The sequence below is a fragment of the Pseudomonas viciae genome, assembly GCF_004786035.1.
Taxonomy (GTDB): Bacteria; Pseudomonadota; Gammaproteobacteria; order Pseudomonadales; family Pseudomonadaceae; genus Aquipseudomonas; species Aquipseudomonas viciae.
The window spans coordinates 472296-490895 of record NZ_CP035088.1 but is presented as its reverse complement, the minus strand read 5'-3'; the positions used below and the strand labels follow the sequence as shown (position 1 = coordinate 490895).

Annotated in this window: 17 protein-coding genes; 4 read left to right on the top strand and 13 right to left on the bottom strand. The window is 61.0% G+C overall.

Annotated features, from left to right (window positions below; genetic code table 11):
- Positions 1-13: 13 nt before the first annotated feature.
- The 3 genes from EPZ47_RS02185 to EPZ47_RS02175 all read left to right on the top strand — a co-directional run bounded on the left by EPZ47_RS02185 (position 14) and on the right by EPZ47_RS02175 (position 6235).
- A complete protein-coding gene (locus tag EPZ47_RS02185) occupies positions 14-460 on the top strand; it encodes an excinuclease (protein WP_025211438.1) in 447 nt (148 codons plus the stop codon).
- A 545-nt stretch (positions 461-1005) separates the two neighbouring features.
- Positions 1006-1983, top strand: coding sequence for an alpha/beta fold hydrolase (locus tag EPZ47_RS02180; RefSeq protein WP_238346700.1), 978 nt, complete (start codon positions 1006-1008; stop codon positions 1981-1983).
- Positions 1984-2155: 172 nt separating this feature from the next.
- Positions 2156-6235, top strand: coding sequence for a dermonecrotic toxin domain-containing protein (locus tag EPZ47_RS02175; protein WP_135843332.1), 4080 nt, complete (start codon positions 2156-2158; stop codon positions 6233-6235).
- Between the two features lie 96 nt (positions 6236-6331).
- Here EPZ47_RS02175 and EPZ47_RS02170 read toward each other — a convergent pair whose 3' ends face one another.
- Positions 6332-7228 (bottom strand): LysR family transcriptional regulator, encoded by an 897-nt coding sequence (locus EPZ47_RS02170; RefSeq protein ID WP_135843331.1) that lies wholly within the window; start codon positions 7226-7228, stop codon positions 6332-6334.
- 141 nt (positions 7229-7369) lie between these two features.
- Here EPZ47_RS02170 and EPZ47_RS02165 point away from each other — a divergent pair, with 141 nt between their 5' ends.
- Positions 7370-8626 carry an MFS transporter gene (locus EPZ47_RS02165; protein WP_420825046.1) on the top strand — a complete coding sequence of 419 codons (1257 nt, stop codon included), beginning with the start codon at positions 7370-7372 and terminating at the stop codon, positions 8624-8626.
- 18 nt (positions 8627-8644) lie between these two features.
- Here EPZ47_RS02165 and gspM read toward each other — a convergent pair whose 3' ends face one another.
- From gspM to EPZ47_RS02105, 12 genes are read right to left on the bottom strand one after another with little or no spacing between them, the layout of a single operon-like run.
- Entirely contained in the window at positions 8645-9091 is a 447-nt protein-coding gene (gene gspM, locus EPZ47_RS02160) for a type II secretion system protein GspM (protein WP_135843329.1), read from the bottom strand.
- A complete protein-coding gene (gene gspL, locus EPZ47_RS02155; RefSeq protein ID WP_135843328.1) occupies positions 9091-10197 on the bottom strand; it encodes a type II secretion system protein GspL in 1107 nt (368 codons plus the stop codon). Before gspL ends, gspM begins: the two co-directional genes overlap by 1 nt.
- Positions 10197-11042, bottom strand: a complete 846-nt coding sequence (locus EPZ47_RS02150) for a type II secretion system protein GspK (protein ID WP_135843327.1) — start codon at positions 11040-11042, stop codon at positions 10197-10199. The genes gspL and EPZ47_RS02150 overlap by 1 nt, the downstream gene beginning before the upstream one ends.
- Positions 11039-11572: a type II secretion system minor pseudopilin GspJ gene (gspJ, locus tag EPZ47_RS02145; protein WP_135843326.1), complete on the bottom strand. Its 534-nt coding sequence runs from the start codon at positions 11570-11572 to the stop codon at positions 11039-11041. The genes EPZ47_RS02150 and gspJ overlap by 4 nt, the downstream gene beginning before the upstream one ends.
- Positions 11565-11951 (bottom strand): type II secretion system minor pseudopilin GspI, encoded by a 387-nt coding sequence (gene gspI, locus EPZ47_RS02140; RefSeq protein ID WP_135843325.1) that lies wholly within the window; start codon positions 11949-11951, stop codon positions 11565-11567. Before gspI ends, gspJ begins: the two co-directional genes overlap by 8 nt.
- Positions 11944-12411 carry a type II secretion system minor pseudopilin GspH gene (gene gspH / locus EPZ47_RS02135; protein ID WP_135843324.1) on the bottom strand — a complete coding sequence of 156 codons (468 nt, stop codon included), beginning with the start codon at positions 12409-12411 and terminating at the stop codon, positions 11944-11946. The genes gspI and gspH overlap by 8 nt, the downstream gene beginning before the upstream one ends.
- 2 nt (positions 12412-12413) lie before the next feature.
- On the bottom strand, positions 12414-12869 hold the full coding sequence (gene gspG / locus EPZ47_RS02130; protein WP_135843323.1) for a type II secretion system major pseudopilin GspG: 456 nt from the start codon (positions 12867-12869) through the stop codon (positions 12414-12416).
- A gap of 3 nt (positions 12870-12872) precedes the next feature.
- Positions 12873-14081 carry a type II secretion system inner membrane protein GspF gene (gspF, locus tag EPZ47_RS02125; protein WP_135843322.1) on the bottom strand — a complete coding sequence of 403 codons (1209 nt, stop codon included), beginning with the start codon at positions 14079-14081 and terminating at the stop codon, positions 12873-12875.
- Between the two features lie 4 nt (positions 14082-14085).
- The gene (gene gspE, locus EPZ47_RS02120) at positions 14086-15558 is read right to left on the bottom strand and encodes a type II secretion system ATPase GspE (RefSeq protein WP_135843321.1); all 1473 of its coding nucleotides are present in this window, start codon (positions 15556-15558) and stop codon (positions 14086-14088) included.
- A complete protein-coding gene (gene gspD / locus EPZ47_RS02115) occupies positions 15555-17483 on the bottom strand; it encodes a type II secretion system secretin GspD (protein WP_178084232.1) in 1929 nt (642 codons plus the stop codon). Before gspD ends, gspE begins: the two co-directional genes overlap by 4 nt.
- Before the next feature lie 8 nt (positions 17484-17491).
- Positions 17492-18019: a type II secretion system protein N gene (locus tag EPZ47_RS02110; protein ID WP_135843319.1), complete on the bottom strand. Its 528-nt coding sequence runs from the start codon at positions 18017-18019 to the stop codon at positions 17492-17494.
- On the bottom strand, positions 18016-18567 hold the full coding sequence (locus EPZ47_RS02105) for a cytochrome b (protein ID WP_135843318.1): 552 nt from the start codon (positions 18565-18567) through the stop codon (positions 18016-18018). The genes EPZ47_RS02110 and EPZ47_RS02105 overlap by 4 nt, the downstream gene beginning before the upstream one ends.
- Positions 18568-18600 lie beyond the last annotated feature (33 nt).

Here is an 18600-nt window from a genome sequence, read left to right as displayed (position 1 = left end):
CAAGGAGACCATGATGTCGTTGAAGAAAATCGCCGTTACCGCCGCCCTGTTGCTCAGCACTCTGCCGGCCATCAGCCAGGCTCGTGATACCGCGCTGTTCCTGCCTTTCGACAAAGTCGTCGCGGAAGCCATCCGCACCGGCAAGATCGACGGCAGCGTGAAGTTCTACCTGGCCGGCAACAAACCGGCCGGCAACGTCACCGTGGTCAGCCCAGGCGCGGTGACCAACAAGAAAACCAACGCCTTCAACAAATCCGATGAAGTCGCCTGCGAATGGGTTCTGCAATCGGCCCTGATCAGCCTGCACCAGGCCGCCAAGAATGCCGGTGCCAACGCCGTCACCAACATCGTCAGCTTCTACAAGAGCAACGAACGCAAGGACCCGACCACCTACGAATGCCACGCTGGCGCGATCATGGCGGGCGTTGCGTTGAAAGGGGATTTGGCGAAGGTGCAGTAAAGCGCTAAAGAAACCCTCGACGCTTCCCTTGTGGCGAGGGAGCTTGCTCCCGCTGGGCTGCGCAGCAGCCCTTTTTTGGAGTGTTCGCGCCCCGTCACCACAAAGTTTCAGTATCGAAAGGATCGTGTTCCAAGGATTGACACAGCCTCCCGCCGGCAAAAACTCGGAAAGCAGACCACTCAACTTCCGAAAATATTTAAAGACCAAACTGAAGCCATAACACTCAATAAATGAGTGCCCCCCAGAAAGTGCTCTTTTGACGATCAACTGTTATCTCCGGAGAAAGACCTGAAGCCCCCAGCGTAGCGCAGGGCCTAACCGACCGCTGAGGCAGCAACGGGATGTCTTATATGTAAGCGCAACCATGCAAGCTGTCTTACCGCTTGTCGGAACTGTCATCTTCGACAGTATCGGTGAGATTGGGAATGGCTTCAGGCTTTAAACATCTGCCAAAAGGCTTCTCCATTTTCAAATACCTTGCAGGTTAACGCTCGACAACCCTGCTCGCCTTATGAGCTGTAACTAAATTAAATCCGGTTTCCAAAATGGATAAGAAACTGATGGATGCAATAGCTTGGTCGGGCGTCCCACCCGTGTCTTCTCGACAGCAGGCCACATCATCTTCTATTGAACAAAACACCATTGTTGTCGACGGAGCAACGTTTACACGTGCCTATGCCTATGTGAATGGCATTCGCCTTCACTATCTTATAAGCGGTGATGGCGAAAACCCGGTGTTGCTGGTGCATGGGTTTCCCGGAAGCTGGCGTAATTGGGAGGCGTTGATGGGGCAATTGGTGCGTGCCGGTCATACGCCTATCGTTCCTGATTATCGCGGCGCGGGGGAAACTGATGTATCAGAAAGCGGCTATGACAAAAAAAGCATGGCGCACGATTTGCACGAGCTGGTCAGCAGCCTGAACATCAAGCGGGTCGATGTTGTCGGCCATGATATGGGTTTGATTATTGCCTATGCCTACGGGGCACTTTATCCGGATGAAACCAAACGTATTATCTTGATGGACGGATTCATTCCTGGCATCCCGGGATGGGAAACGGCTTACAACGGGGACCCGGCAGGTGGCATTGCAAGCAAATGGCACTTTCGCTTCTTTGGCGAGGCAGCCTTGAACATGGTCCAAGGACGGGAAGAAACTTACCTGAACATGTTTTTTGATAACTTTGTATTTTCCCGCAACCATCCAGTGTCGGATAGCGTGCGGACTGCGCTGGTGAAAGATTATTCCCGGCCTGGACGCATGGAGGCGGCCTTCAAGCTTTATTCGGCCTGGCTAGAGAATGATGTGAATGACAACCAAGCGTTCGCCCACCATAAACTGACGCTGCCTGTGCTCACCATTGGAGGGGATCATTCGAGAGGAAAGACCTTGGCCGAACAAGTCAAATACATCACTACGCAACCGTACTCTTTCATATTGCACAATACCGGGCATTGGGTACTGGAAGAAAAAACCCAGGCGACCTGCGAGGCGATCCTGACATTTTTGCGTGATAAAAAATAACCGTCGGCATGACCCGGCAGGGTTCATCGCGAGCAAGCTCGCTCCCACCTGAATGATGTGTCCTTAATCCCTGTACACCGCCTGACACCGCTCCATGCGGTATCTATATACCGCCCCCTCTTCGCGCGTCTTCAATAGGTTGTTCCTTCCGAAAATTTCTCAGGAAGAGAACATGCTGGAGAAAAACCCGTTACAGACCGCTAGCGCCCTGCTGGTGAACCAACTCAATGCCTCGCAGCAACAGATGATCCGTCTGAACGACGCTGTTCCGCGCGCCTCGAAAGTGGCTGCACAGCACGTGAATGACTGGTTCAGCAAAGCCTTCCCCACCCTGTTGAACAAGCTGGCAATCAACGAAATACTCGTGTGCCGGCTGCAAGACGAAGCAGTCCCCCAAGCTGAGGGCACAACCGACACGCTGGCATTTAAACGCAAGGTGGCGGAAACGGTCCCCCTCGGCAGGCTTTTCTGGCGTGCGGTGGCAGGAAAGATCAATGCGCACGAGTTCTTCGACGAATTGGGCAATATCGACATCGTCACCGATCTGAACGGCGTCACGGATATGCCGGCAGCCCTGAATAGCCGTGACGCCAAGCAAGCAGTCAAGCAGCTGATAAGCATCACTCCCGCGTCGTATGAACGACTGCTGGCGCGGGCATTGGACGACTTCTGGGACAACCCGCCCGACCCTAGCCAGGACCGCAGCGTCAGCGAATGGCTGGCCGATGAATTCGGTAGGCAACTCAAGGCACAGGCCGATCTCCACCAACTGGACGGAACACTCAGCCTGCCGCTGCACAAGGCAGTAACGGAGCATGCGCTGTCGGCACCGGACGCGACGGATCGCGCCAGGCTGGCGGAGCGTGACCGGCCCGGGGTCTATGGCCTGAGTATCACCCCCGAAGGATGGGGGTTCAGCGTGCCGGTGTCGGGCTCCGTTGCGTTGACCCAGCGTGACAATGTCGACTACCCGGGAAGCGCGCTGTTGTACAGCCCGGGTAAGCCGCTGGAGGTATACGCTGACCTGGCGGCGCTGAAAGCCAGTCTGGAGACGGACGATGACGTTCAGTATGAAGTGACCACCGCTCCCATCGCCGGGGATTTCCTTGCCCACCTGGTTACGGACCTGCGAGCGGCGCAAAAAACCGCCGTGAGCGATGCGCTGCTGAACGGGCCGGGAGAAGATGAGAAGATCAATACCTGGATAGACAGGATCGATGCCGCGGCGAACGTCAAGGATAGGCTGGACCTGGCGGGCGCCATGGACGAGCGCGCGTTACGGCTGTACCAGAAAAAACTGGACGACTGGCTGCACGCCAACCCGAACGTCATCGGCAGCGACCGCGTGTCCTGGTGGAACGCGCTACAGGACTTGCAGACATCCCTGGCGGATACCCCTCCCCCGCCAGATCCCGTGACACTGGCTTCCCTTGACGCCCTCCGGGACCGGACCCGCACGCTGCTCGCCGGGTTCATCAAGGACAAATACGCCCCGGTCGATCCTGACCAGGTATCCCTGTGTATCCGCAGGCAGACCCTCGACCCGCGCGCACCGACCGGCGAGTCGCCGTTCGGGTCTGGTGTATCGCGAGGCCACGTGGAGGCGATATTCGATGACTGCCGGTCCATGACGGAATGGGCGATGGCCAACCTGACGCCGGACGAGCGCAATGCTGCCCACCACACCGAAGAGGGGCCGCTGAGCTTTGCGCAGATCGTAGAGGTCATTGAAAGGGCAAACGTGGGTACCCGTATCCCGCCCGCGTTGCGTCTTGCGGCCCGGGAGCGCCAGGCCGAATGGCTGTCCCTGAAAGCCAAGCAAATGCGGGCGCAAGCGTGGGCCGCCCATATCTCGGGCGACTTTACCCACGACAAGGACAACACCGGCCTGAACCTGGTGCTGGCAGCGTTGGACAGCCCAACGCCCGAGGCACGCCGCAAGGTCAACGGGCACGAGGTGGTGGTCCGGCAGATCCAGTGGGGCGACAGTGTGCTGAAAGAGCTGCTGGTCTTCGGCGTCAGGAAACTCTCCAGCCGGCCTTCATTGACGCTGTACACGCCGGGCGCGCCGGACGCAAAAGTGTTCAGGGACATCCACGCAGAAAGCGAAAGGGCGTTGGAAGCGGTCCTGGTCCAGACACTCATCAGCACCCTGGAAATGACCCGCTGGCTGATTTCACAACTGCCGCTGATGGAACAAGCCGATCAACTCGCCAGCCTGGTGCCGGCAGCGGAAAACCTGACGCTCAACGAGAAGATAAAGAAAGTCACGCAGTCCACCTTCTCATGGATAAAGCATCGGGTTCAGGATGATTTCGCGTTGAAGGTCGCCTCCCCCGTGGTGAAAGGCGACTTGCTCAAGGCACTGCACGAAACCCAGGTCACCCACGCGCTCAAGACGGCTGACGCGCTAACGGTGACAAACGCCGAGCGCAACAGCGCAGCGGCCCAGGAGGGACGCAGCAATGGCATCACGTTGCTGACGGGGGCGATGGCCATGTTCTACGCGGGCCGCCTGGGCGGGGTATTGGGCCGCGCGATTCTGCCGGTGATGGCTGGAGGCGCCGCAGTGTCGGCAATAAAGGACGAGGGTGGCAGCTTCAGCCAGTGGACCAGTGACTTCATCAGCGGGTTGGGAGAGGTCATGGCTGAGGCCGGGCAGGATCTGATTATGGCCCGCGCAGCCCGACGCCGAAGCAAGGACCGTCCAGAACTGTCGTCCCTGCCGCGCATGCCTGACCCGGAGCTGGGACCGTTCCTCCTGAAAGGCTTTGACGGCAAGGGACTGATACCCGAGGGTCGTAACCTGTTCAGGGACGCGGGTGGACAAGGCTATTTAAAGCTGGGGAGTGGCTACAGTAAAACAGCGATACAAGCGGGTGAACGGATTATCTATGCGTCGAACAACCGTACTCATCAACTGCCAGTGACTTGGAAAAATGGCCGATGGCAGATCGAAGAGCCAAAACGGCTGCTCGGTGGCGGAATCATACAAAGTCTATTCGGCCGGACTCCGGAAACCCCGCAACAGAAGACCTACAACGCATTGGTAGAAGGCGTACTGGTGGACCATCGCTGGCCGCCCCGGGAAGTGGTGAATCAGGTAAAGAAGATCATCCACTCAATGCCCGAAGAGCTGGCCGAGCGCATCCTGCGTGAGAGCATGAATGACATCCACGTTCGCGACATCGACACTTATCGCTCCCGAATAAACCAGATAAAGATAAACAAAAGACTCCACGGCCTCGCGCAACATAAAAACCCCCACGAAAGCCTGCTGTACAAATTCAACGTATGGCAGGCCGTCGACTACTGCACCCGGGACATCAGCGCAGAGGAAAGGGGGATCGTGCTTACGCCCCCGCAAAAAATAAAAATATTCGACATGACCCTGCCGCTCAAGAAAGAGCTTTTCGACAGTGAAGGCGACTTCAAGATGATGATGTCCTCCTTGACAGACAACCTCACCGGCGCCTTATTCATCACCATCACCCCTCAACAGGGGCGAAAGAAAGCCGCCATGGATAAGATCCAGGGCGATATTCATGACGTGATCGAAGCCGCGGAAAAACGCTTCTGGGCCGAGCTGGGCGACCTGTACTCAGGGGAGGGGCCCGAAGTAGAAGCCGCCAGGGAAAAATACAAAGAAAATCCGGAAAACCTCCTGGAATATAAGAATAAAAAGTACAGCGCCTTCAGGGACGAGATGAAAAAAAGACGCGTGCCCGGGCTCCTGACGGAAATCCGGAACAATAAGATTCCTTATGTCATCGCCAACAAGGGCAAGTCGCAGCGAAAGACCTTATTGGTCACCAGTGAGGACATCACCAACTTCACGAAAAACCTCTCGAACTACGACACGTTCGATATCGAAGTCGTGACCCAGGTCCCGACGAAAAAGGTTCCTGGCAAGTCACCGACCACCAGCACTGCGCCGGTACTGGCAGAAGCATCCACCGCAACAGAAAAATTTACGATGAGTCTCAGCACACTGGCAGAAACCCAGATGTCATATGACAACTTTCCCGAAGCAGCCAGAGCCAAGGTGACAGAAATCATGGATGACATTCGAGCCGGCAGAGCCACGACAAAACGAATCAACAAATATTACTGGTACGACATGGCCCAGCTATCCCCAGGCAGCGGCAGAGGCGCATGGCGCGCCGCGTTTGAACGCAAGGGCGATACCTGGACCCTCCAAGGGTTTTATGACTATCACGCCAATAAGCCTGCGACGGTTTGGGAGGGCTAAGGAATACGGTAAATAGTTCGAAGAAGGGCGCCTCACGGCGCCCTTCACAAACAGGCTGACTTGTCACCCATCATGTCCAATTGACTCGACATCAGCTCAAACATCAGCCGTATTTTTAGTCAGCAACTCCACAAACGCCTTCGCCATCGGCGAACGCTGATCCTTGCGCTGCACCAGCCACACCGCCGACACCGCCGCCGGGTCAAGCAGCGGTCGATAGACCACGCCATCAATACGCATGCGCTGGTAAGACGCCGGCAGGACCGAGACGCCCAGCCCCGCCGCGACTAGGCCGATGATGGTCATGGCTTCGCCGGCTTCCTGGGCAAAGTTCGGGCTGAAGCCGGCGTCGCGGGCCAGGCTCAGGAGCTGCGCATAGAGGCCGCTGCCGTAGCTGCGGGGGAAAAACACGAACGGCTCCTGGGCCAATGCCGAGAGAAAAAGGCCTTTTTCGTGGCCCTGGGCCAAGGGATGTTTGGAGCTGAGCACGGCGACGAGTGGCTCGCGGCTGAGCTCAATTTCCTGCAAGGCGTCGGGCAATGGCAACGGACGCATGATGCCCACCTCGATCGCGTCGTCCAGCAAGGCATCGGACACCTGGGTGCTGCTCATTTCCCGCAGGTTCAGGTGCACGGCTGGAAAACGTTGGCGGAACGTGAAAATCGCTTGGGGAATGGTCGAGTTGAAAGGCGCCGAGGAGGTGAAGCCGATTTTCAGCTCGCCCAATTCGCCCAACTGGGCACGGCGGGCCACGTCGGCGGCCTTGTCGACCTGGACCAGAACCTGCCGCGCCTCTTCAAGGAACAGCCGCCCGGCCTCGCTCAATTCGACCCGACGATTGGTGCGCTCGAACAACCGCGCACCGATCTCCTGCTCCAACGCCTGGATCTGTTGGCTCAGCGGCGGCTGGGAGATGCCCAAGGCCAGCGCGGCGCGGCCAAAGTGCAGTTCTTCGGCCACAGCAATGAAGTAACGCAGGTGACGCAATTCCATGGGGCGATCCAATAGGTCGTAAAACGTCTTAAACAGGTCGAACAATATATTGGATAGAAACATTAGCCGGCTATATGCTTTTTCCATTGCCTGCCTGGCCGTGCTCCATTGAGGTCCACCGTGAAAACTGCTCTCGCTCCATTGGCCCATGAAATCCCGCCACGTGTGCAGGACGATGCCGTTGCCGAACTCAAAGACATTTACATTGAGAAAGGCACGCCGATGTTCATGCGCACGGTGCTGGCGCTGTTCAGCGCTGGCTTTGCGACCTTCGCCCTGCTGTATTGCGTGCAACCGATGATGCCGCTGTTGTCCCGGGAGTTTTCCATCAACGCGGCGCAGAGCAGCCTGATCCTGTCGGTGGCGACCGGCATGCTCGCCATCGGCCTGTTGATCACCGGCCCGATTTCCGATCGCATCGGCCGCAAGCCGGTGATGGTCGCGGCACTGTTCGCGGCCTCGGCGTGTACGATTGCCAGTGCCATGATGCCGACCTGGCAAGGCGTATTGGTGCTGCGCGCCTTGGTGGGCCTGTCGTTGAGCGGGTTGGCAGCGGTCGCAATGACCTACTTGAGCGAGGAGATCCACCCCAAGCACATCGGCCTGGCGATGGGACTGTATATCGCCGGCAACGCCATTGGCGGAATGTGTGGGCGCCTGATCACCGGGGTCTTGATCGACTTTGTCAGCTGGCACACCGCGATGCTGGTGATCGGTGGCCTGGCCTTGATCGCGGCGGCGGTGTTCTGGAGGATTCTTCCCGAGTCGCGCAACTTCCGCCCTCGCTCGCTGCACCCGCGCAGCCTGCTGGACGGTTTCACCATGCACTTTCGCGACGCTGGCTTGCCGCTGCTGTTTCTTGAAGCTTTCGTGTTGATGGGCGCGTTCGTGACGCTGTTCAACTACATCGGCTACCGCCTGCTGGCCGAGCCTTATCACCTGGATCAGGCCTTTGTCGGGTTGCTGTCGGTGGTGTACCTGTCGGGCATCTACAGCTCGGCAAAAATCGGCGCACTGGCGGACAAACTCGGCCGGCGCAAAATGCTCTGGGCAACCATCGCGCTGATGCTGGCCGGCCTCGCGCTGACCATGGCCACGCCGTTGTGGCTGGTGGTCCTGGGCATGCTGGTGTTCACCTTCGGCTTCTTCGGCGCCCACTCGGTCGCCAGCAGCTGGATCGGCCGCCGCGCCCTCAAAGCCAAGGGCCAGGCGTCGTCGCTTTACCTGTTCAGCTATTACGCCGGCTCGAGTGTCGCGGGTACAGCCGGCGGCGTGGCCTGGCACTTGGGCGGGTGGAACGGTGTTGGTCTGTTCATCGGCGCGTTGCTGGTGGTGGCGTTGCTGGTGGCGGTGAAACTGGCGAAGTTACCGTTGTTGCCGGGGAATGTGCAGGTTTAGGTACCGGTGTTCGGTCGATCATTGACGCAAGACCACCCGCGCCTCCAACACACTACTACGCGCTTCCAGGGTCAACGACTGCAGCGCCGCGCCCTCCCGCTCTTGTTGATCCAGCCACTGGAGCAACTGATTGGCATCGCCACTGACGGCCAGTCGCAACGAATCGCCGTCGATCTCCATCTCTGCGATGTCCAACCCCGCTGCGGTCGCACTGTCATTGACGCGCACCGACAAGGGCTGTGTGGCGGTGGTCAGATCTCGGATGGGCTCGGCGCGCTGGATTCGGGCGTGCAGCTCAGCCTGTTGGCGATACTGTCGCTCGGCAACCTCCAGCCGTTGCCGGACAGGTTGCCAGATCGAGGTGTAGGCCACGACTGTCAGCAACAGCCCGACAAGGCCCAGCAACAATTGTTGCTCACGGCGTGACACCCTCCCCCAGGCCTGTATCAAGCTATTGAAGGTCATCAACGGTTCTCCAGCGTGAGGGTGGCCTGCACTCGGTTGTTCTGTTTGCTGGCGCTGCCCAGGGTAAGGGGCAATCCGTTTTGCTGCCCGCGTTCGCGCAGTTGTTCAAGCTCGACGAAGCTGTTGGCAGTCAGCTGGATTTTCCAACCTTCGTCTTCACGGAAATCGATGCGCTGCACTTCGACGTTGCTCGCGCCAATGACCCGCTCCGTCAGATGGACCAGGCGCGCGACCTGGGTGTCCTGGCTTTGCCCACGACGACTCTGCAACGCCTGGAACTGCGCCGCCAAGTCGACGATCCGGTTCTGCTCGGGATACAGCGACCTGAATCGCTGCTCGCCCTGGGCGTACAAACGCCGGGTTTCGCTTTCAAGAAACCGAACACGCACTTCGCTGGACGCCCAGATGAGCAATAACACGCCCAGCGCGGAAGCCGCCGCACCGCGCCATGGCAGAGGCTGGCGGCGGCGGCGACGAAACTCACCCTGCAACAGGTCGATGGGATGTCCACCAGCGTTGAGCAGCCATGCATCGATGCCTTCGCGATCGCGGCCTTCGTCCAGCCAGTGAATGTCCTCGGGCAAGTCCGGCTTGAGCGTTGCCAAGACCTGGGCCGACAACGACAGTCGCGCCGACAACGCTCCGCCCAGTAGCCAGCGACCGAACCAGCGCACAGCAAAGATCTTGTCTTCGGGAAGCAGATCGGCATCGACATGCATCGCACGGACATCAATGCCTTGCGCGGCCAGCAGCGCCAGCAGGGCCTGGAAACGGCTTCGCCCGGTCACCATCAGCGGATAACGCTGCTGACGGTCTCGTGCGCCGGCGCTGATGTGCAATGCCTCCAGGTTTTCACTCAGTCGCTCTTCGATGGCGAACGCCAGGGCCTGAGGCCGCGGCTGGCGTCGAGAGGGCCATGGATCGCTGCGCAGCCAGCTGCACATTTCCATCGGCAACAACACGTCGACGACTCGCCCGTGCAACTCGCGGGCGGCCTCATGCAAGGGCAGGTAACGCCGTTCGCCCGTGGGTGACCACACGCAGCACGGCCAGTTGGCGCAAGGCGCATCCAAGCCGTCGGCCGTCAGGTAAAGCCAGGTTTTCATCAAGGGCGCTCGCTGGGGCTGATGGGTAAAAAACGACGCTGAGCAACAGTCCAGCGTCCGCTAACCGGGTCACGCTCGACATCCGAGGCCAGGCGCAGACGGCTGCCGGCGCGGCTCACGCTCACAGTGATTCGGAACCAGCGGCTGCTCACGCCCAGACCATGGCTGCCAAGGCCCAACCCGGACAACAGCGGGTCATTGGTAAAGGCCGGCACGCTGGCGTAGGGCGCGTGGCGACGCTGGCTGATCAACGCTTTGGCCGGCCCTTCCTCCATGCCGTCCAGGGTCATCAGCACGAGCCGCGGGGCGGTGTTGATATTCAGCAGAGCCTCCTTGGGCAGCAACGCCACCCAAGGCTCCAGGCGCCGCAGCGTCTGGCCGTCGAAGCCCGGCAACAGGCGCAGCTGACTCAACTCCTGCACCACTCCGACCTGGGGCAATGACAGCGCGGGCAAATCCAGCAACGCCAACAATCGCGTCCAACGGCCGAGCGTGATTTGATCGGTTTGGCCCTGGACCAGTAACGCGTTGAGGTTCAGACGCCCGGACAAATCCTGGATATCGATGTGAATCTCGGCGTCTTCCCTCTCGAATGCAGGTTTGAGCCGGGCCCAATCCTGGCTCAGGTCAACCGGCCCGGATGAGGTTATCGCGCTGCGTTCCAACACCGTCTGCGCCCAGGCTTCAGCGGCCAGCGCCAATTGACGCAGCTGGACGTGCTGCAGCTGCTGCGCGCTGCTCTGCACCAACAAGCGGTGACTGCGCAGCATGCCGCCGGTGAGCAGCAGCGCCAGGCTCAGGACCAACAACACGCTGATCAGCGCCACGCCTTGTTGTCGGTTCATGGCAACGATCCAGGCAACAGCAGCACTCGTCGGATCTGCTGGAAACGCCCCGCAGAAACCACCAATTCCAACGCCAGTGGCGCGTTGCCGCGCACGGTTTCGCCGTGCCAGCCCCGTTCCGGGTCGAACACCCGCCAGCTCAGGCTGCGTACCTCCTCGAGCAGTTTCTGCTGCTGCACAATGACCGGCCCTTCACCGCGACTATCGCGCCACAACACCGTCCCCTCGAGTCGATAGTTCACCGTTTGCCGCTCGCTGCGTGGCTGGTCCAGTGGATTGGACCAATGGCTACGCTGCAATTGCAGGCGCCCTGGCGCAAGCTCAATGGAACCGGCAACGGCCTGCCACGCATCCCGTTCGATCACTCCCACGGCGCGCTGCAAGGCCCGGATTTCTCGCTCATGTTGACCGGCGCCCTGCTGGGTACGCACGACACTGTCGAACAGGCGCCAACTGGCCAGGCCGAGCAGGGCAAAAATGGCGATGGCGATGACCAGTTCCAACAAGGTAAAGCCCGACTGTCTACTCATGACGGTTGCGGAGCCACCCAGTGGTGCGGTGTACGACAGATGGGCCACCGGCGCGGCTGACCTGGATCTCCACCTGGAGCAGGCGCGGGTCACGGGCCTGGGCGATACGCTGTTGCAAGATCCAATCGCGCTGATCCAGGCGCCGCGTCAGGCGCTGTTGACCAAGCGGCGTAGCGGCTTGCAGACGCAGCTCACTCAGTTGGTTATCCGCCAGCCAGACGCCCAACAGACGGTCCTCGAGCCCGGCACTTTGTTTGAGTACGAACTGGCTGGCCGACAGCACTGCGGCCGCCAACGTCGCGAAAATCGCCAGGGCGATCATCACCTCCAACAGCGTGAATCCCTGGCAATCGGCGGCCAGCCTGCGAGCGTTACCCATCGATCAGCGGTCCCGCGATGCCATCACTCACGACCTGGGAAATAGTCTGGCCAGCGACTTTGATGAACAGCCTGAACGGACTGATCTCGTCACTGCTGAGCATCAGCAACTGTGGCGGGCCTTGGGCATCATCGAGCGTCAGCACATGACCGTCCTGCTCCAGCCCAAGCGTCAGGTTTTCAGGCAACCGCTGCAACGCCGACACCGCGGTCCAACCCAAGGACTCCAGGCGCAACGCCTGATAACCGCGAGGCTGAACGCGCACACCGTATTCCTGGCCATCCAATACCGCCCGTTCGCGCAACTGCTGCACTACACGGACGAAGTCCTCGGCTTGCTGCCGGGCTTCACGCGCCGGGTTCGGCCCCATGGCGAAGCTGACCATGCCCGCCAATACCCCGATCAACACAATGACGACCATCAGTTCCAGCAAGGTAAAACCCCGGCAATAACGGCCCATGCTCACTCGGCCCAATTGCCGATATCGGCGGCAAACCCATCGCCGCCTGGTACGCCATCGGCGCCCAGCGAGTACAGGTCATAGCTGCCATCGGGGGATTTGAGGCCAGGGTTGATGAACTGGTAGGGCGTGCCCCAAGGATCGATCGGCAGGCTTTTCAGATAACCCTGGGGGTTCCAGCTTTTTGCCACGGGCGTACCGGACGGCCGCTTGCTCAGCGCCTCCAAGCCTTGCTGGGTCGAAGGGTAATGAGCGTTGTCGAGACGGTACATTTCCAGGGCCGTGGCAATCGCCTGGATGTCGGTGCGGGCGGCCGTGACCTTGGCTTGATCGGGCCGGCTCATGAACTGCGGTACGACAATGGCGCCGAGGACGCCGATGATGACCACCACCACCATGATTTCGATCAGGGTGAAGCCGCGCTGAAGGCGTGCAGGTCGGTTGCTTTGAAGTTTCATGGGTCAATTCACCAATTGGTTGAGGCTCAAGATAGGAAGCAGAATGGCCATGACGATCAGCAGCACCACGCCGCCCATCAACACCAACATGGCCGGTTCGAAAAGACTCACCACCAGCGCGATGCGCGCCGCGAGGCTGGCCTCCTGTTGTTCGGCGGCCCGGGCCAGCATGCGGTCGAGTTCGCCGACACGCTCGCCGCTGGCGATCATGTGCAACATCAGGGGCGGGATATCACCGCCAAGCTCCAGGCCACGGGTCAGGGTCCCGCCCTCGCGGACCGAACGGGCGACGTCGGCCATGCGCGCGCGAATGGTCAGGTTGCCGATCACCTGCGCGGCGATGTGCAGGGCGTCCACCAACGGCACTGCGCTTTTACTCAGGATCGCCAGGGTGCTGGCAAAGCGCGCCGCTTCCATTGCCCGCAGCCCCTCGCCCAAAAACGGCAGCCTGAGCAACAAGCGATGCCAGCGCAGGCGCCACGCCGATTGGCGCAGGCTCCAGCGCCACAGCCCGAGCAGCCCGGCCAACGCGCCGAGCAGCAGCAGACCGTAGCGGCGCAAGCCGTCGCTCACCGCGATCAGCGCCTGGGTCAGCCAAGGCAAAGGTTGGCCGCTGTCGATGAAAATCTTCACCACGTCCGGCACCACGTAGCCCAACAGAAAAGCGACAATCGTCACGCAGGCCAGCAGCAGAATCAGCGGATACACCAAGGCCAGTTGGATGCGCTGGCGCGACGCCTGGCGCGCCTGGGTGTAGGTCGCCAGTTGCTCCAGAACCTGGCCCAAGTGGCCGGATTGCTCGCCGGCCGCAACGGTGGCGCAGAACAGCTCGGGAAACGCCTGGGGAAATACCCCCAGGGCGGTCGCCAACGCGTGGCCTTCCATCACACGACCGCGCACCGCCGACAGTAGATGGGCGACACGGCGCTTCTGGCTCTGTTGCGCCACCGCCCCCAGCGCCTCCTCGAGGGGCAGGCCGGCCTGGATCAAGGTGGACAGCTGTAACGTCAGCAACGCCAGGTCAGCGGGGCTCAACCGCCCTCCGGCAGGCCGAGCTCCTATGATTCGCGGCTCCCTGGTTTCGTGCAGCTCACTGGGCAGCAAGCCACGCTCGCGCAACAACTGACGGGCATGGCGGGGGCTGTCGCCTTCCACGCGGCCCTTGCAGCGCCGGCCCTGGGCATCTTCGGCCCGGTAGTCGAAGGTCGCCATGGTGCTAATCCTCCTGGGTGATGCGCAGCAGTTCATCGACGCTGGTCAGGCCTTCCAGCACCCGCTGGCGTCCATCCTGAAACAGGCTCCGGGAGGTCTTGCGTGCCTCAAGAGCCAGCGCCTGCTCGGTGGCCCCCTGATGGATCAGCTGCGAGAACGCGGCGCTGACACTCACCAGCTCATAGATGCCGAAGCGCCCGCGATAACCTTTCTGGCATTGATCGCAACCCTGGGCCTTGAACAGCCGTGGCGCAGTGGCGGCGTCGAGTCCCAGGCGCCGGCAGGTGGCGGCGTCGGCCACGTAGGGGGTCTTGCAGGACGGGCACAAGGTCCGCAGCAAACGCTGGGCCACGATGCCGGCCAGGGACGACGCCAGCAGATAGGCGTCCACGCCCATGTCCACCAGCCGCGTGACCGCGCCGACGGCGGTGTTGGTGTGCAAGGTCGAAAGCACCAGATGCCCGGTCAGGGACGCCTGGACCGCGATTTCGGCGGTCTCGCGGTCGCGGATTTCACCGACCATCACCACGTCCGGGTCCTGGCGCAGAATGGCCCGCAAGCCACGGGCAAAAGTCATATCGACTTTCGAGTTGACCGGCATCTGGCCGATGCCCGGCAAGTGATATTCGATCGGGTCTTCGACGGTGAGGATGTTGCGGCTCTGGTCGTTGATGCTGCTCAGCGCCGCGTACAGGCTGGTGGTTTTCCCGGAACCCGTGGGACCGGTCACCAACACAATGCCGTGGGGTTTGCCAAGCAATTGGCGCAGCCCTGCCAGGGTGTCGTCGGGCAAGCCCAGGCGTTGCAGCTCCAGGCGTCCGGCCTGCTTGTCGAGCAGGCGCAACACCACGCGCTCGCCATGGGCCGACGGCAGGGTCGAGACCCGCACATCGACTTCGTGCCCGGCCAATCGCAAGGCCATTCGCCCGTCCTGGGGCACGCGCTTTTCGGCGATGTCCAAACGGGCCATGACCTTGATCCGCGACACCAGCAGGCTCGCCAGTTCCCGGCGTGGACGGAGCATTTCCTGCAACTGACCGTCGATGCGCATGCGCACCGACAGGTAGTGCTCGAACGTTTCCAGGTGCACATCCGAAGCGTGTTCACGAACCGCTTCGCTGAGCAAGGCATTGATCAGCCGGATGATCGGCGCATCGCCCTGCTGCTCCAGCAGGTCAGTGGTTTGCGGCACCTGATCGGCCAGGCTGAGCAGGTCCAGTTCCTCGTCCAGCCCTTGGGCAACCTGCTCGGCGGCGCTCTGGCCCTGGCGGTATACGCTGGCCAGACGCGCGGCGAACGGGGCCGGTTCCAAGACCTGGATCGGCAGTTCGCGACCACACAGGCGCCGAACCTCAGCCAGTGCTGTCAGCGGCGCATCACGACGCATCACCAGACTCAAGGCCGCCCCTTCGCCTTCCAGCAGCACGCCAAAGCGTCTGGCGAAACCAAAGGGCAGCGGCGCCTGCGGGTCACTCACAAGTCACCCGAATGCTGTTGGTCCAAATCGGTCATCGGCGCATCCGCAGACGGCTCGAACAACTGGCGCGCCTCCCGAGGCAACAACAGCGAATTGTTCTTTCGCGAGCCCGGCTTGCTCAGCTCCCGTAGTGCGTCGTAGCGCTGGCGACTCACATCGGCCAGGTCTTCCCTGCTGCGTACGATGGTCGGGCGCAGGAACACCATCAAATTGCTTTTGGTCTGGGTGTCTCGGTTCCAGCGAAACAGCGCGCCGAGGTACGGAATACTGCGCAGCAGCGGCACGCCGCTTTCCTGGGTCCGGACGCTGTCGCGGATCAGGCCGCCGATCACAATGATTTCGCCATCGTCCGCCAGGATCGTGCTCTTCAAGGCCCGCTTGTTGGTGATCAGGTCCGAGGAGTCCACGCCGGAGACCGACGGCGCGATGTCCGAGACTTCCTGCTGGACTTCAAGGCGCAAGGTGGAGCCCTCGTTGATGTAGGGCTTGATCTTGAGGCTGATGCCGACGTCCTTGCGCTCCACGGTGGTGAATGGATTGTCCGCACCGCTGCTGTTGGTGGCGTAGGAACCGGTCTTGAACGGGACGTTCTGGCCAACGATGATTTCCGCTTCCTGGTTATCCAGGGTCAGCAAGCTGGGCGTGGAAAGCAGGTTGCTGCGGGTATTGCTCGCCAGCGCCGACACCAGCGCACTGAAGCGGTCGCCACCCAGGCGCAGGAGCGCGCCTTCCGTCGATTTATCCAGTTTGGCGGCGTCCATCCCGCCGATGATCGGGATGTCGGTTCCCGGGAAATTGATAAAACCTGTCGCGCTGCCACGGTTGAGACCCCACTGCACCCCCAGCGCTTCGGCAGTGTCCCCGGAAATCTCGACGATGGCCGCGTGGATAAGCACTTGGGCGCGGGGCTGGTCCAATTCGCGAACGATGTTTTCGATGGTGCGTACCTGGGCCGGTTCAGCGATCAGCACCAGGGCATTCTGGCTTTCATCGGCCTTGATCATGAACGAACTGGCCGGGGTACTTTCCCGCAGGCCGGTCAGTGCCGGTGTGGTTTTTTTATCCTGGCCGACGGCTTCCAGGACCTCGGCCAGTTGCTTGGCATCGCTGTGGCGCAGGCGGATGACCCGCGCGTTGTCCTGGGAGGCGGTGGCCGGGACGTCGAGGGTCCGGGCCAGGTCGACCAGGCGTTGGCGCACCGTCGGCGCGCCGATGATCACCAGGCGATTGCTGCGGGCGTCGGCGATCACCAGGCCCGCGGTGTCACCCTCGCGCTTACCGCCAGAGGCTTCCATGAGCGGCGCGATATCCCCGGCCTGGGCATGGCGCAGGCGCACCACCACATGATTGCGGTTGCGTCCCGAGTCCAACTGCCGCACCACTTTAGTGAGGCGCTGCACATTGGCGGCCGTATCGGTGACCACCACCGCGTTGGATGACACCGAGGGGCCGACGTAACCATGGGTCGACACCAGGGGCCGGACCAGCCCGGCGATATCGGCAGCGATGCTCGATTGCAAGTCGATGACCTGGGTGACGAACTGCGACGGCGTGGCGCTTTTCGCGTCGCTGGTAGCGGCGCGTGTCTTGGCCTCGCTGACCGGGGTGATCAGGATCCGCTCGCCTTCGTCGATCACGGTGAAGTTGTGCGCATCGAGTACCGAATAGAACAACCGACGCACACCTTCGCGGTCCAGCGCCTGGCGGGACATGACGCTAATGCGTCCCGACACTTTGGGATCGAGCACCACGGTCTTGCCCAGAATCCCTGAGATTTCCTCGACCACGTCGCGCAGTTCCGCATTGTTCATCGCCAGTTGCCATTGGGCCTCTTCGGCCCGCAGCGAACCGGGGAGCGTCAGTGGGCCAAGCACGGCAAGACAGAACAGGACACGCGATGCGTGGCCCCGGATGAAACTGTTCATGAATTCGATCACTCTGATTGCCCGGCCACCGGGCGTAGGTATTGCGCGGCCTGAAGCGGTGCAGGCCCCCGGCCTTCGCGGTCCAATCGGCGCAGCAAGGGTTTTGTTTCTTGTTGCAGGGCCAGTCGCTCTTCACGTCCGTTGCGCCACAACATCACATGGCTGGCCTCGACCCGGCGCAACACACTGCCGCCAGGCAAACGCTCCCCCACCTGATAGATGCGCGGGCCTGTGGCGTCGGCCAGCAATGCCCGCGACAAACCCTGGCCAGCGACAAAACTGGCCTGCAACGTCATCGGTTCGGCGCTGGGTGAGTGGGCACCTTCAGGTGTCAGGCCGAGCACCGTCGCCACGGCTTGCACGTTGGGGAGTGCACGAACCGGAACGACCTGTGACTCATCCACCACTGGCACATCACGCGCCAATGCCTGGCGAAAACGCCACTCCTGTCCGGCCAGCAATAAGCCGTACAGCAGCGGCACGAGCACCAGCAACGCCTTCGGCAGACGGCTGCCAATCCAAACGGAAACACTCACCTTTGCGCTCGCTCAAGAGTCGCGCCTGCACGCTTGGCGAACGACATTCGCCGCACCACCCGGCGTCCGGATAACTCATGCCAGAGCACGGCGCACAAATGCAGCGCGATGAGTGTCGAAAGCACCACGCAAGACTGGGTATGGACGGTGTTGGCCAGTTGGATCAGCGATGGATCGTCCAGCGGCCGGGGGATTCGGACGAGCCCGAAAACACTGATGGCGCTTTTCATCATCAGCACGCCCGTCACCAGCACGACGCCGATGCTCAGGTAGATCAGCGTGTGTACCGCCAAGGCCAGCCTTTTGGTCAGTGACAACACCGTTCCACAGGTTTTCGACGCGCAGATAAACAGCCAGGATCGCCACACAAACAGCGGAATGAACACGGTCGTCAGCGACACATTGAGTGACCCGACCCAGTGTTCGGTGGCGGCTGATACCGGGTTGTAAGCGATATAAAACCCGGACACCAACGCCCATAAAATAATGCCGGCCGACAGCCAGTGCAGCAGGACCCGCCGCCGGGAATAATTGGAATGGGAATGCATCAGCGCGTTCTCGTCTGAAGGCTTCAGGCAACC

What these genes read in the sequence shown, in the direction of transcription:
- gspM (WP_135843329.1), bottom strand. Translation starts at nt 9,091, where the DNA reads ATGACCTTCAATAGCTTGATACAGGCCTGGGGGAGGGTGTCACGCCGT.
- gspF (WP_135843322.1), bottom strand. Translation starts at nt 14,081, where the DNA reads ATGGCGACCTTCGACTACCGGGCCGAAGATGCCCAGGGCCGGCGCTGC.
- gspG (WP_135843323.1), bottom strand. Translation starts at nt 12,869, where the DNA reads ATGAAACTTCAAAGCAACCGACCTGCACGCCTTCAGCGCGGCTTCACC.
- EPZ47_RS02185 (WP_025211438.1), top strand. Translation starts at nt 14, where the DNA reads ATGTCGTTGAAGAAAATCGCCGTTACCGCCGCCCTGTTGCTCAGCACT.
- gspJ (WP_135843326.1), bottom strand. Translation starts at nt 11,572, where the DNA reads ATGAGTAGACAGTCGGGCTTTACCTTGTTGGAACTGGTCATCGCCATC.
- EPZ47_RS02180 (WP_238346700.1), top strand. Translation starts at nt 1,006, where the DNA reads ATGGATAAGAAACTGATGGATGCAATAGCTTGGTCGGGCGTCCCACCC.
- gspD (WP_178084232.1), bottom strand. Translation starts at nt 17,483, where the DNA reads ATGAACAGTTTCATCCGGGGCCACGCATCGCGTGTCCTGTTCTGTCTT.
- gspI (WP_135843325.1), bottom strand. Translation starts at nt 11,951, where the DNA reads ATGGGTAACGCTCGCAGGCTGGCCGCCGATTGCCAGGGATTCACGCTG.
- EPZ47_RS02175 (WP_135843332.1), top strand. Translation starts at nt 2,156, where the DNA reads ATGCTGGAGAAAAACCCGTTACAGACCGCTAGCGCCCTGCTGGTGAAC.
- gspH (WP_135843324.1), bottom strand. Translation starts at nt 12,411, where the DNA reads ATGGGCCGTTATTGCCGGGGTTTTACCTTGCTGGAACTGATGGTCGTC.
- EPZ47_RS02170 (WP_135843331.1), bottom strand. Translation starts at nt 7,228, where the DNA reads ATGGAATTGCGTCACCTGCGTTACTTCATTGCTGTGGCCGAAGAACTG.
- gspL (WP_135843328.1), bottom strand. Translation starts at nt 10,197, where the DNA reads ATGAAAACCTGGCTTTACCTGACGGCCGACGGCTTGGATGCGCCTTGC.
- EPZ47_RS02105 (WP_135843318.1), bottom strand. Translation starts at nt 18,567, where the DNA reads ATGCATTCCCATTCCAATTATTCCCGGCGGCGGGTCCTGCTGCACTGG.
- EPZ47_RS02150 (WP_135843327.1), bottom strand. Translation starts at nt 11,042, where the DNA reads ATGAACCGACAACAAGGCGTGGCGCTGATCAGCGTGTTGTTGGTCCTG.